This window comes from Pedobacter humicola (genome assembly GCF_056490705.1).
This window is the reverse complement of record NZ_JBWJIG010000002.1, coordinates 400173-413550: the sequence shown is the minus strand read 5'-3', so window position 1 is coordinate 413550 and position 13378 is coordinate 400173. Positions and strand designations below refer to the sequence as shown.

Below are 13378 nucleotides of genomic sequence, written 5' to 3'. Positions count from 1 at the left end.
GATTTTCTTTTTTTGTGAACTGAATAACACAAAATTACCGGACTGAGTACGGCCAGCCAAGAAAAGCGGGACTACTATGCGACTACCTGTTTTAATCATAGCGACTACAAGGAGTCTACAGAAAACGTTTAAACGGCTATATTCCAGTTATTTGTTGTAATTCTGCTTTTTCAAAAGTGTTTCTTTTTTCTATTTTTGATTATGCAGCTACCACTGAAAACCTTATTGATTACTGTAACTTTTGTACTTATTTTTTTAAAGAGTGCTGACGCACAGCAGATATATCTCGATTCGTTAACAGGTTTGCTTTCTAGGGAAGGTATAACTAAAGAACTACGTGTACAGCTATTGTGTAAACTGGCCAGAGCGAATTTTGAAAAGAACCTGCCACTTTCCTTTGAACAGGCCAAAGCGGCGCTCCAAACCAGCGAAGGTTTAAAGGATGGAAAGAGTAAGGCGATCACTTATGCCACACTGGTTCATTTATATGTTTGGCAGAAAGACTTAAAACATGCTTACGAAAGCCTGGATAGCGCCCTCTATTATTCAAAAAGGACAAAAGACCCTTTGGCTTTAGGTTTTGTGTGGTTTCGTAACGGCTGGCTCGATCTCATTAACGATGAAAGCGATAAGGCTGTCGGTAAGTTTTTGAAGGCACTCGATTATTTTAAAGGGCAGGAGGCTAATGATTACGAAAGTACGATATACCACTATCTGGCCAGCTTTTATGGATATGGAAACAATCCCTCAAAACAACAGAAATATGCACAATTGTGTTATCAGTCGGCTGTTAAAAGCAAGCAGGTAGATCTGTTGAACAATGCTTATTTTACCATCGGGCAAACCTATTTTGATCGTTTTAAGCTCGATACCACTAAACGTGATCTTCTTGATTCGACTTTGTTGATTTACAAAAAGGCACTACAGCTCTCCAAAAAACAGGAAGGCCGTTTAATCATACACAGCAACACCGCTGCGGTTGCCCTCAATACCGCCAATACCTATTTTCAGTATTTTCCCAGAACTTATTGCGATAGTGCCGAAAAATACGTCGACATCGCGATTGAAATCGCCACAAAAACCAATCTGCAGGAAGTATTACTAAACTGCTACGGCCTGAAAAGTGAGTATGCCCTGCGCGACGGGAATTATGATGAAGCAGAAAAAATACTCTTAACAGGTCTGAATAAAATACAGGGCAGTGTGGTAAAGATGCCACTTACACGGGCCAGGCTTTTTCAGGGGCTCTCGAATATTGCAGAGAAAAAGGGCGACAAGGGGGCTGCGCTGAATTATTTTAAAGAATACTTTCTTAATTATAAAAAGGCCTTCGATGAAGAAAAAATAAACACTGTACTAAAAGTAGAAGCACAGTATCAATCAGAAAAGAAGGAACAGGAGATTGCCAATCTGCATCAACAGACCGCATTTACTAAAAAGCTGAATATTTTTTACATTATTTCAGGGCTAACCGGAATAGCTGCATTACTACTTTTGCTCATATCTTATAATTATAAACTGAAGGCGTCGGTAAGAAAACAGGAACTGATCGATCAGCAAAGGGGGGCTGCCGAATTAAAGGCGCAGTTAAAGGAGGCAGAGGCTGTTCAGCTACAAACCGAACAGGCTTTGCTTAAAGAGCGTGAAGAACGCTTGCAGAAAGAGGTACTGGCCGGTACTTTGCAGATTGAAGAAAAAAATGAGCTTTTGGAGCTTCTATCAGGAAAGGTAAGCCATGACAGCCATCTTTCGGTTGATGAACAGATTAGGCGGATTGTAAACCAACAGAAAAAGATGGATAAAGAGTTTGAAGAATATAAGACCGACTTTTTCGATACCAACCCTGTTTTTTTTGATCACCTGCAGGAGAAAGCCAATTATACACTTACCCGGCTAGATTTGAAATATTGTTCCTATATGCTGATGGGTTTAACCAATAAGGAGGTGTCGATACGGTTGGGTATAGAACCCAAGAGCGTACGCATGAGCCGTTACCGCATTAAACAAAAATTAGGCCTGGGTAAGGATGAGGATTTGAATCTGTTTTTGCAGGGTATGAAGTAATTTACAAGAGTTTTGGTTGTGATTAGGATCGCCATATATTATGGTATTGTAAAACAGGCTGTCCCTTAAAAATTTTTTTCATTGTTATTCTAAATTATTAGGAAAGCAGTTGCAGAAGCTTTTAGGCTATTGCACTCCCGCTTCTGCCCGACGAAAAATCGGGCATCCCGCTTCGATCGGGTTTAGAAAAATAAATAGTACTACTATTAAGGTCGAAATAAATCTGATGGGCGATATATTTTCCTGAAGTAGGCTAGGGTCAGTAAAAGGCCAGGATTTGCTTTCCCGGCCTTTTAAAGTTAATTTTTAACCAAAGTTGGATTCGGACGATAGTAAAATTCCTCTTCTTCCGAAATTTCTTCAGTTGGTTTTTGTATAGTAATGGAAGGTGTGGGTTCATCTATCCTTACTACCGGGCCATCTTTGGCCAGTTCGCTACCGGCAACCTTCGATTTAAATATCGGCCACAAGAGTTGTGCGTACCATTGGTCGCCCTCGTAGTGTGAAATGCCATAAGCTTTAGGATATTTTCTGGTAATTAATGCCGTACCGAAAATGATATCCCATAAGAAAAACATGTTGCCGAAATTACCTTTATAATAACCAATGCCATCATCTGTAGTAGCGGCATGGTGCGCATGGTGGGTTGCAGGGGTAGAAATGGTTCTTTCTAATACCCAGGCCAAAGGGTGCAGAATTTTGTATTGATAAAAAGGTTTATCCCATGGAATGCTTGAGTGCGCCAGGGTAGTAATGGTGCCTTTAATACCTCGAACAATAATTGCAGGAATGCCTAGTCCTAAATACACCAAAGCTGTGGTTAGATAGGTTTGCGAAAAGAATAAGGTATAAATGGCATTCTGCCTGCTTGCCATGGCCATGCCCATATAGGATGCCGAGTGGTGGGTGCGGTGAAAACGCCATAACCATGGAATTTCGTGGTGCAGCCTGTGGTACCAATACTGGGTAAGGTCGTCGGCAATGGCAATAATAATGCATCCCCAAAAAAACGGTACCCACTCAAATGTATTTTTTAAACCAGGCAATACCGCTGGTAAAAATTTTAGCCCATAATAGGCTACAACAGGCCTGATGATCAGCCTGGGTAAAGTAAAGCAGGCGATATCGACAAAGCGTTCGTTTTTTGGCCACTTGCCTTTATAAAGGCCAAAAGAAAATTCCAATACCCCGATAAAGAATACTAAAAAAGGAAAACCGAAGCCATTTAGGTTTTCGATTATGTTTTTGATAAAATTAATCACTGGTTCCATTGCTTGATGAATTTTTAGGGTTTACGGATTTAGTTTTTTCACTTTTTTGCTGTTGTTTTATCCAGGGTCTATCGCCGGTAACGTAAAATGTAGCAAACATTAATACGATTGGCAGTAGGTAGATAAATAGACTCAAAATCACGTTCCTGATGATTTTTTGTCTGGTTTGTTCTTCGATTTTCATGATTATGAGGTTTAGTTTTTGTGAATAGTGTGGGTTGTGGGCTTATTGCCGAGTAAACGCTGGGTTAAATAAAGGCCGCCAAAAATGATGATGAAGGGCACCAGGGTGATAATGATGCCGACCAATATTTTTTTTCCTAGAATGCTAAAATCAGATACTGTCATTTTTTTTAGTTTTATGTAAGTGAATAATTAATTATAACCCGGGTTTTGTGTTAACAGGGTATTGAGTTCTCTTTCGCTCTGTGGAATAGGGAACAGGATGTTTTTTGATGAAACGGCCGATTTCTCCGGAAATTTTTTGAGCGCATCTACGTAAACGGTGCCACCCTGCCTTACCAGATCGAACCATCGATGGCCTTCCTGGATAAATTCTTTCCTGCGCTCTAAAAAAACGGAATCCCTAAACGCGTCGGCAGTTAACCCAGGTGTTAAATCTGCAATTTTGGCCCTCGCCCTTACCTTGTTAATGGCACTGTAGGCATCAGCAGTTGGTCCGCTGATGTTGTTCACCACTTCCGCATAAAGCAACAGTATATCTGCATACCTGATCACTGGATAATTGACTCCACTCTGCGCCTGGGTATTTAAAGGGGTTAAGGTATAATCCACAAACTTGTTAAAATATGGGGTATAGGCATTTTTAAAGACCACATATTTGCCTGTTGCAGCGTTGTAAACAGAATCGTAAAAGGTAGTTTCGCGTCTGGTGTCCGCGGCGGAAAACAATTCATAAACACTTTTATTGGCGGGCACATCAATTGGGAAAGTTCCGGTATTAAACGAGGTGAAACTTTGACTAAGGTTCTGCACCACGTTTTTTGCCCCCAGGTTACTCTCAAACTGTACCGAAAAGATATGTTCAATGCCGTTCTTTGTCGCTTTTTGGAAAACATCCTTGTAATTTGGGAATAATGCATAGCCATAACCGCCATTTATTACCGTGTTAAGTTCGGTAAGGGCATTTGGCCATAACTTCTGTGTAACATATACCTTTGCCAGAAGTGCGTGTGCCGCACCCGATGTTGCCCTGCCTAAATCGGCCGCACCGTAGCTTTTTGGCAAACTGGTTGCATCCAGTAAATCAGCAATGATCTGTTGGTAAACTGCCGCAACAGGACTTCTTTTAACGAGTAAATCTTCAATGTTGACACTTGTAGGCTCATGTAATACCAAAGGTACATCGCCATACAGCCTTACCAGATTAAAGTAAAGCAGGCCTCTTGTAAATTTGGCTTCGCGCACCAACCTGTTTTTTAAAACAGTATCTGCGGCTACTCCGGGTATATTGTCAATCGCAATATTTGCCTTATTAATGCCATAATAGAGCTGTTGCCATACCTTTAGTATCCTGCTGTTCGAAGGAATATAAGTTGAAACGCCTAAAGCCCTTACATCGGGGTTGGTATTGCTCGGACTAAAAATCTGATTGTCGCTTGCATTTTCTACCAGTAGGTTTAACTGACGGCCATATAATGGAAAATCGCCGTTAGGATCACTATTTAACGAACTGTATACTGCGTTAACCGAAGAAATTGCATCCGATGGTGTTTTGAAAAACTGTGAACTTACAATAACCGAACTCGGATTTTCTTCGAGTTTTTCGCAGGCCGTTGAAGTCAGTATGATGATGGTTAATAACCAGATTATAGGTTTGTTGATTGTTATTTTCATCTGTATATTCATGCTATAAAGTGATGGAAAGTCCTACCAGAAAAGTTCTGGTAGCTGGATAGGTGCCAAAATCGATTCCCTGTTTTGTGTTGTCGTTGTCGTAAAAATTTACTTCAGGATCCAGCCCTGTGTATTTCGTAACCGTAAATAAATTTTGGGCAGATAGATACACCCTTAAATTTTTAAGCTTGATTTTATTGATCCATTCTGATTTAAAGGTGTAGCCCAACGATACATTTTTGAGTTTTAAGTAGGATGCATCCTCAATTAAACGGTCGGTTACCTGCGGCACAGGCGAGTTGGTTACCCGTGCCACTGTAGCATTTTGGTTTTGAGGCGTCCACCGGTCTAAAAGTGTGGCCGATGCGTTCTGGGTTAGCGTTGGGCGCTCTAAACTTTGTTGCAACAAATTAAAAACTTTGTTGCCATAAGAACCCTGAAAGAATATAGACAGATCAATTCCCTTATAATTAATAGTGTTGCTAAAACTACCTGTAAATTTTGGCTGGGCACTGCCCAGATTGTGTTTGTCTGTAGTGGTTACGATCCCATCCTGATTGGTATCCACAAATTTGGTGTCGCCGGTTTGTTGCGGCACACCTGCAAGCAATGGGGTGCCATTGCTAAGATCAGCGGTTTTTAAAAGTCCGTTTGTGCTGTAGCCCCAGAAGGTTCCCACGGGTAGGCCCACCTGTACAATTACCGGTGATACCTGTCCGGTTGGTGCCACAGGGAAGAAGCTTTTTACATTCTTGCCCAGGCTGAGTACTTTGTTCCGGTTAACACTAAAAATCAATGTGCTTTTCCAGTTAAAATCGGATGATTTTATATTCTCTGTATTCAAAGAAAACTCAATACCACGGTTGGATACACTTCCGATGTTTTTTAAAGCACTTGCATAACCCGTGTATAATGGCAATGGTACATTAAGCAATAAGTCGGTGGTTTTTTTAGAATAGGCGTCGAACGAAAGGGTAATCCGGTTATTTAAAAAACCTAAATCTATACCTGCATTATACTGCGTGGTCGTTTCCCATTTCAGATCTGGATTAGCAATCTGGACAGGAGATATCCCGGTAACCAGTTTGCCGCCAAGGTAATAGTTGGTAGGGGACAGTGAAGCGAGAGAACTGTATGGTGGTATTTCCGAATTGCCTGTTTGCCCGGCGCTTAAACGGAGTTTGAAACTATTAATTACACTTTGAAGCGGTTTGAAAAATTCTTCGTCGTTTACATTCCACGAAACGCCCACAGAAGAAAAGAATCCCCATTTGTTTTCTTTACCGAGTTTAGATGAGCCATCCGCCCTTTCGGAAAGGGTAACATTATACCTGTGCAGATAAGAATAATTAATGCGTGCCAGAACCGAGTTAAGGCTTGAGCTGTGTGCGGCCGATGTTGGCAGATTCGCGATACCGGCATAGGATAAATTATCAAAGCTGGTTAAATCGTTAGGAAACTGCTGTGCCGAAGTAGTAAAAGATTTCCCGTTTTCGTATTGCGTACTGTAACCTACCAGTGCATTGAAGAAGTGTTTGTCTACAAAAGTGTGGTTATAGGTTAAGGTATTTTCATTGAGCCAGCTTAATGCGTTTCCCGACCCTAAGGCCGCATAACCTTTGGTTGCATATCCGGTCGATCCGCCTGCCGGGGAGGCCGTGGTGGATGGGGCATAATATTGCTGGTTGGTGTTCAGGATATCAACCCCAGCGGTAACCTTTAACGTTAAGTCTTTTGTGATTTTATATTCGGCAGCAGCATTACCCAATATTCTGTTCAAGGTATTTTGGTTGGTTGTAGTTTCGATATCCTGCAGGGGATTAGTTGGTGTGGCATTTAGCGGATTATTGATGTTGTAACTTCCATCTGCATTTTTGATGGTGGCAACAGGCGCTGTAAGAATTAAATTAGCATAGGCGTTGCTAAAATTTATACTGTTGTACGCACTTCCCGGCAGTTTGTTCTCAATAGATCTGCTTCCGAAGAAATTGGTGGTTACTTTAAATTTTTCTGAAATGTCTTTCTCATAATTAATCCGCGCCGAATATCTTTTATAACCCGAATTTGTGATTACGCCATCCTGCTTAAAGTAATTACCAGAGATTAAATATCTTGATTTCTCATCTCCACCGGAAACAGAGAGCTCCTGGTTAAATATTGGGGCATTATTTAAGACCGAACCCTGCCAGTCTGAGCCGTCACCAAATGAGGCTACCTGTGTATCGGTATAGGTTTTGGCAAGCCCGTCGCTCGTGTTGATGTCGTTTATCAGTGCTGCCCATTGGCTGCCGTTGAGTAAATTCAGCTTTCTGGCTACCCTTTGTGTGCCGTAGTAAGCATTGTAATTCACATTGTTAACACCCTTTTTCCCTTTTTTTGTGGTAATGATAATGACACCGTTTGCACCTCTTGATCCATAAATGGCAGTAGCAGAAGCATCTTTTAAAACTTCAACCGATTCGATATCACTCGGATTGATGGTAGAGAGTGCATTTGAACTTGTTCCGATAGAACCTACATTTGCATTATCGTTGTTATTGTACACGATAAAGCCGTCAATCACATAAAGCGGAGCATTGCCAAAGGAGATCGAATTTCCACCCCTGATCCGAACCGTAGCGGTACCACCCGGCTGACCAGAGTTCTGTGTTACACCGATACCCGATGCACCACCCTGCAACATGTTATCGAAACTTGCTGAGGGCTGCGCCAGCAGGTTTTTAGATACCGAAGCTACTGATCCGGTGACATCGCTTTTTTTCTGCGTGCCATAGCCCATTACCACCACATCATTCAGGCTACTTGTTTTTTCTGATAATAAAATGGTAACCGGGCTACCGTCGACTACAATCTGTTTGGTTTGATAACCAATAAAGCTGATGATAAGCGTATATGGAAACTTTTGGCCTGTACGAAAGGAAAAGCTGCCATCGGCCGCACTGGTAACGGCATGTGTAGTTCCTTTTATGGATAAAACCACATTGCCGATGGGCTGTTTGCTTAATGAGTCTTTTACTGAACCTATTAATGTAGAATTGATAATGGGGGTACTTTCATTTTGTGCCCTAACGTTTTTGGTGAGGCCGGCAAGTGCAAGAAATGCGACCAGCCTAAAGGCTATTTTTTTTCTATGGATAGATTTTTCCATATATTTATACAGTTTTATTTAATGATTTGAATTGTTAGTAAAACTTGATGACCAGAAGTGATTGGCGTTACGCTGGTTATCGAATAATATCCGGCAGGGCTTCCCTGTCGGTTTTGTTTTTTTATAGGTTTTATTTCATTTTTAATGCTCTGTTTTATAGGTCATACTGCTCCAGTTGGCCTGGGCCATTAATTATTTTTAAGAAAAATAGGGATGATAGGTGTTGCTTGGTTAGCAACAACAATAAAGGCACATTCGCATGGAAACAAATTGTAAATGGTGCATGAGTTTTATTTTAATGTAATTAACATTATTTGACAAATATAAAAATATTTATCATATTAACTACAAAGACTATAGATTTAGTATTCTTTTTTTTTATAGCAAGATGTTTCCATGCCGAAATTTTAATCTCAGCCCGTTTGAAATCTTAAAAAATAAGTGGGTGTTTTACTCTAAACTCTTGGAATGGGGTAACGATGAAAATGTTTTTACCTTATGATGCTCATTTGGGGAGAGCTGGTAAAATAGCAGCCAATAGGTTATGGCCATAATCAATATACCTAAGAGCGCACTGATTATATCTTTCCTTTTCATGCGCTCCCTTTAACAAAAAAGATGCCGATTGCAGGTACAAGATCTTTAATAATGGCAATTTTTTGCAATATTTCTGATTTTTTGCTTTTAAAACAAGTATTAAGGTGCTGGTTTTTAAGGAAATATATTAGGGTAAATTAATTTTATGTAAAAATGCTATCAAAACTGTTACAACAGGGGGTTTTTTGCAATTAAGATGGATCTTCATCAATCTGCTGGTCTAATAGTTAAAATTTGTCCTAAAATCACGATTTGTGTTCAACAATCTGAACAAAACAGAAGCGCTTGTGACATAGAAGCTGCAAACAAAATAATTCCTATTTTGCATCATGCAAATCATGAAATACCAAAAAAATTAATGACCATCTTAATTGTTTTACTCTGTATTACGCTATTGATTGTAATGATCTCTGTTTTTAAGATCAATGCATTTCTGGCTTTTCTGATCATATCGGTACTTACCGGTGTGACGCTTGGTATTCCTTTTCCAAAAATAGCCGGAGCTGTTGAAAAAGGGATTGGTGATGTTCTAGGTTCGTTGGTCATCATTATTACCACCGGTGCAATGCTAGGTAAATTGGTTGCGGAAAGTGGTGCTGCGCAAAAAATTGCCAAAGTAATGATGGATGTTTTTGGTACTAAACATATCCAATGGGCCATGGTGATCACTGGTTTTGTAATCGGGATCCCCCTGTACTATGGAATCGGGTTTGTACTCATGGTACCACTGATTTTTTCTGTAGTTTACCGATATAAATTACCAGCACTGTATATTGGCTTGCCTATGCTTGCAGCCCTATCCGTTACCCATGGCTTTTTACCACCGCACCCATCGCCGTCTGCTCTAGTGGTACAGTTTAAGGCCAATATGGGGCTCACCTTATTTTACGGGATGCTTGTAGCTATTCCTGCCATTATAGTCGGAGGGCCACTTTTTGCCAAAACTTTAAAAAAAATCCCTTCCACACCAATGGCCTCTTTCACCGCAAAAGAATTGCCTGAAAGTGAGTTGCCAGGAACTTTTATCAGTCTGTTTACGGCATTATTACCTGTGATATTGTTAGGACTGGCATCTTTCCTTCCCCTGTTTTTAGATCCAGGTTCTCCCATTATTCCGGTAGTTGTATTTTTAGGGCATCCTTCCATTGTGATGCTGATTGTTTTAATACTGGCCAGTTATTTCCTGGGCATTGCAAGGGGGAAAGGAATGAGTTATCTTACGGGTATTTTTGGTGATGCCTTAAAAGATATCGCGCCGATTTTGTTGATTATTGCAGGGTCGGGTGCCTTAAAAGAGATTTTGACCGAGAGTGGTGTGAGTAATGAAATTGCTGTCTATCTCCAGGGACTGTCCGTGGAACCCTTGTTTTTGGCCTGGCTCATTGCTGCCCTGATCCGTTTCTGCGTAGGTTCGGCAACTGTGGCCGGTTTAACTACAGCAGGTATTATTGTGCCGCTTATGGTGGCCACACACACCGATCCAAACCTAATGGTTTTAGCCGTTGGAGCTGGTAGTTTAATGTTTTCGCATGTAAACGATGCGGGATTTTGGATGTTTAAAGAATACTTCAATTTAAGCCTTAAAGATACTTTTCGATCATGGGCGTTGATGGAATCGATCGTTGGTACAGCAGGACTTGCCGGCGTACTTTTACTTAAAATAATAATATCATAATATGGAAAATTTAACTGCGGATGTGCGTTTTGAGAAACTTGGTCTAAACCTTCCGCCGGCACCGGCGCCGCTGGGTGTTTATAAACCTTGTCTTATTGATGGAAAATACCTTTACCTGAGCGGACATGGTCCGGTGAGAGACGATAAATCATTGATTATCGGTCGTATAGGCACTGATATGGATCAGGACGAAGGCAAACTTGCCGCGCGACAAGTGGGTTTAACCATGTTATCAACCATTAAAACCAATTTAGGAAGCCTGGATAAAGTTAAAAGGGTAATCAAAGTATTGGGAATGGTAAACTGTACGCCTGATTTTGAAAAACATCCTTTTATTATTAACGGATGCAGCGAACTTTTTGCCGAAGTTTGGGGTAGCGAAAACGGAATAGGCGTGAGAAGTGCCGTGGGTTTTGGCTCACTGCCTGATAATATCCCGGTAGAAATTGAAGCTTTGTTTGAGCTATATTAAGTCTTTTGGCTATGATAGAAAAGCAATGGTACCATTTAGACGATCCCGGTTCAATTGAATCGCCTGGTTTAATCTTTTACGAAGACCGGATCAAAGCGAACATTCAGTTGCTGATTTCGATGATTGATGATAAAAACCGTTTGCGACCGCATGTTAAAACGCATAAATCAATCGAAGTAACCAAACTCATGATGGATGCAGGTATTTCGAAATTTAAATGCGCCACCATTGCCGAAGCAGAAATGCTGGGTTTATGTGGACCGGTTGATGTACTGCTCGCATATCAACCAGTTGGCCCTAATTTAGATCGTTTTATAAAACTTCAACAACAATATCCGCTTACCAGGTTTAGCTGTTTGGTTGATCATGAAAACACTGCGCAGTTGTTGGCTAAACTTTCTAAAAGAAGCGGACTAAAAAGCGATGTGTTTATTGATGTAAATGTGGGGATGAACCGAACCGGGATTCTTCCTAAAAATGTTTTGGATCTGTATGCCAAAGTTGGTGAAATGGATGGCTTAACAATTAAAGGTTTGCATGCCTATGATGGTCACATCCATGATCACGCTTTTGCAATCCGTAGTGAAAAAGCAGCAGTTATTATTGATATACTGAATTACCTGCGTGCCGAAATCCAGACCCGGTTTAATCAGGATGCCGTTATAGTGGCCGGCGGAACCCCAACTTTTACGGTTTACAACAACCAGACGGATTTCGATTGTAGTCCTGGAACTTTTGCACTTTGGGATAAAGGTTACCAGGATGCTTTCGAGGAACAGCAATTTCTGACTGCGGCTTTGATCGTAACGCGGGTTGTTTCTCTACCCGAAAGCAATCTGATCTGTTGCGATCTGGGACATAAAGCAGTAGCCGCAGAAAAACCGCTCGATAACAGAGTAGCCTTCTTAAATGCAACAGAGCTTGTTCCGGTTAGTCAAAGCGAAGAACATCTGGTACTCGATGCAGGGGAAAATCATAGCTATCAAATAGGTGATCTCCTATACGGCCTGCCATTTCACATTTGTCCAACCGTAGCCCTTTACGAAAATGCAACTTCCGTTTCTTCAGTCCGTGCAGATCAAAATTGGAGTATCAGTTCAAGAAAAAGAAAAATAACGATATAACAGATATGTTTACGATAGATGCCCATCTGGATTTAAGTATGAATGCGCTGGAATGGAACCGTGATCTAACACGTCCGCTGGCTGAAATAAATGGGCGTGAACAGGGATTGTCTGACAAACCCGACCGTGGAAAAGCAACCGTTTCCCTGCCTGAACTCCGAAAAGGCAATATTGGTCTGGTGGTGGCTACGCAGATTGCCAGATTTGTGGCGCCTAACAATCCATTACCTGGATGGCATTCTCCTGAGCAGGCCTGGGCACAAACCCAGGGACAACTGGCCTGGTATAAGGCAATGGAAGATCGTGGCGAGATGAGTCAGGTTAACGATCTGGCGAGTTTAGAAAAACACCTTACTTTGTGGAAAGATGATTCCCCAAACGAAAAGAAACGGATCGGCTATATTTTAAGTTTGGAAGGGGCCGATTCTATCGTACATGTCGACTATCTGCAACATGCATATGAAAGTGGTTTAAGGGCCGTAGGGCCAGCACATTATGGTCCGGGCCGGTACGCCCAGGGAACAGACGCGACTGGTAAATTACGTCCCGGAGCATACGAACTGCTAGCCGAAATGGAAAGGTTAAACATTATCCTTGATGCCACGCATTTATGTGACGATAGTTTTTGGGATGCGCTCGATCATTTTAACGGACCTATATGGGCTTCGCACAATAACTGCAGGACATTGGTGAACCATAACCGGCAGTTTAGTGATGAGCAGATAAAAGCGTTAATTGCACGTGGCGCCGTTATTGGTGGCGCCCTGGATGCCTGGATGATGGTTCCCAACTGGGTAAGGGGCGTTTCTACCCCTAAAGAAATGAATTGCAATCTCGAGGTGATGATCGATCATATTGATCACATCTGCCAGCTTGCAGGCAATACAGAGCATATTGGTATCGGTTCTGATCTGGATGGTGCATTTGGAAGGGAGCAATGCCCTTACGACCTGGAAAGCATTGCCGGTCTGGATAAAATCCCTCATCTCTTCGAAAAACGTGGTTATGGTAAAACCGATGTAGAAAATTTAATGCATGGTAACTGGATCAGGTTTTTAAGAAGAGCCTGGGCTTGATTACTTGAAAGTGTTGCTTTTCAAAAAAACGGTGAAATCGTCAATCAAGAGATACAATAGAGCAAAAACCTATTTGCTGAAAATGAGAACAATG

The 13378-nt window shown here is 41.4% G+C and carries 9 protein-coding genes; 5 read left to right on the top strand and 4 right to left on the bottom strand.

Going from position 1 to position 13378, the window contains the following annotated elements:
• Positions 1–201 precede the first annotated feature (201 nt).
• Entirely contained in the window at positions 202–2064 is a 1863-nt protein-coding gene (locus AC04Q1_RS05290) for a tetratricopeptide repeat protein (protein WP_478362509.1), read from the top strand.
• 299 nt (positions 2065–2363) lie between these two features.
• Here AC04Q1_RS05290 and AC04Q1_RS05285 read toward each other — a convergent pair whose 3' ends face one another.
• From AC04Q1_RS05285 to AC04Q1_RS05270, 4 genes are all read right to left on the bottom strand, one after another.
• Positions 2364–3335, bottom strand: a complete 972-nt coding sequence (locus AC04Q1_RS05285) for a sterol desaturase family protein (protein ID WP_478362507.1) — start codon at positions 3333–3335, stop codon at positions 2364–2366.
• Positions 3319–3519: a hypothetical protein gene (locus AC04Q1_RS05280; protein WP_478362505.1), complete on the bottom strand. Its 201-nt coding sequence runs from the start codon at positions 3517–3519 to the stop codon at positions 3319–3321. The genes AC04Q1_RS05285 and AC04Q1_RS05280 overlap by 17 nt, the downstream gene beginning before the upstream one ends.
• Positions 3520–3710: 191 nt before the next feature.
• Positions 3711–5192 (bottom strand): RagB/SusD family nutrient uptake outer membrane protein, encoded by a 1482-nt coding sequence (locus tag AC04Q1_RS05275; protein WP_478362504.1) that lies wholly within the window; start codon positions 5190–5192, stop codon positions 3711–3713.
• 13 nt (positions 5193–5205) lie between these two features.
• Complete coding sequence (locus AC04Q1_RS05270; protein WP_478362502.1) at positions 5206–8340, bottom strand: SusC/RagA family TonB-linked outer membrane protein; 3135 nt, start codon at positions 8338–8340, stop codon at positions 5206–5208.
• A 955-nt stretch (positions 8341–9295) separates the two neighbouring features.
• Here AC04Q1_RS05270 and AC04Q1_RS05265 point away from each other — a divergent pair.
• The 4 genes from AC04Q1_RS05265 to AC04Q1_RS05250 are packed head-to-tail and all read left to right on the top strand — an operon-like array spanning position 9296 to position 13284.
• Positions 9296–10612, top strand: a complete 1317-nt coding sequence (locus AC04Q1_RS05265) for a gluconate:H+ symporter (protein ID WP_478362500.1) — start codon at positions 9296–9298, stop codon at positions 10610–10612.
• A 1-nt stretch (position 10613) separates the two neighbouring features.
• Positions 10614–11084 carry a RidA family protein gene (locus AC04Q1_RS05260; RefSeq protein WP_478362498.1) on the top strand — a complete coding sequence of 157 codons (471 nt, stop codon included), beginning with the start codon at positions 10614–10616 and terminating at the stop codon, positions 11082–11084.
• Between the two features lie 11 nt (positions 11085–11095).
• Positions 11096–12208, top strand: coding sequence for a D-TA family PLP-dependent enzyme (locus tag AC04Q1_RS05255; protein WP_478362496.1), 1113 nt, complete (start codon positions 11096–11098; stop codon positions 12206–12208).
• Positions 12209–12213: 5 nt separating this feature from the next.
• Complete coding sequence (locus AC04Q1_RS05250) at positions 12214–13284, top strand: dipeptidase (RefSeq protein WP_478362494.1); 1071 nt, start codon at positions 12214–12216, stop codon at positions 13282–13284.
• Positions 13285–13378 lie beyond the last annotated feature (94 nt).

Excerpts from the sequence above, each read along its gene's own strand:
- AC04Q1_RS05290 (WP_478362509.1), top strand. The coding sequence starts at position 202 with ATGCAGCTACCACTGAAAACCTTATTGATTACTGTAACTTTTGTACTT.
- AC04Q1_RS05285 (WP_478362507.1), bottom strand. The coding sequence starts at position 3,335 with ATGGAACCAGTGATTAATTTTATCAAAAACATAATCGAAAACCTAAAT.
- AC04Q1_RS05280 (WP_478362505.1), bottom strand. The coding sequence starts at position 3,519 with ATGAAAATCGAAGAACAAACCAGACAAAAAATCATCAGGAACGTGATT.
- AC04Q1_RS05275 (WP_478362504.1), bottom strand. The coding sequence starts at position 5,192 with ATGAAAATAACAATCAACAAACCTATAATCTGGTTATTAACCATCATC.
- AC04Q1_RS05270 (WP_478362502.1), bottom strand. The coding sequence starts at position 8,340 with ATGGAAAAATCTATCCATAGAAAAAAAATAGCCTTTAGGCTGGTCGCA.
- AC04Q1_RS05265 (WP_478362500.1), top strand. The coding sequence starts at position 9,296 with ATGACCATCTTAATTGTTTTACTCTGTATTACGCTATTGATTGTAATG.
- AC04Q1_RS05260 (WP_478362498.1), top strand. The coding sequence starts at position 10,614 with ATGGAAAATTTAACTGCGGATGTGCGTTTTGAGAAACTTGGTCTAAAC.
- AC04Q1_RS05255 (WP_478362496.1), top strand. The coding sequence starts at position 11,096 with ATGATAGAAAAGCAATGGTACCATTTAGACGATCCCGGTTCAATTGAA.
- AC04Q1_RS05250 (WP_478362494.1), top strand. The coding sequence starts at position 12,214 with ATGTTTACGATAGATGCCCATCTGGATTTAAGTATGAATGCGCTGGAA.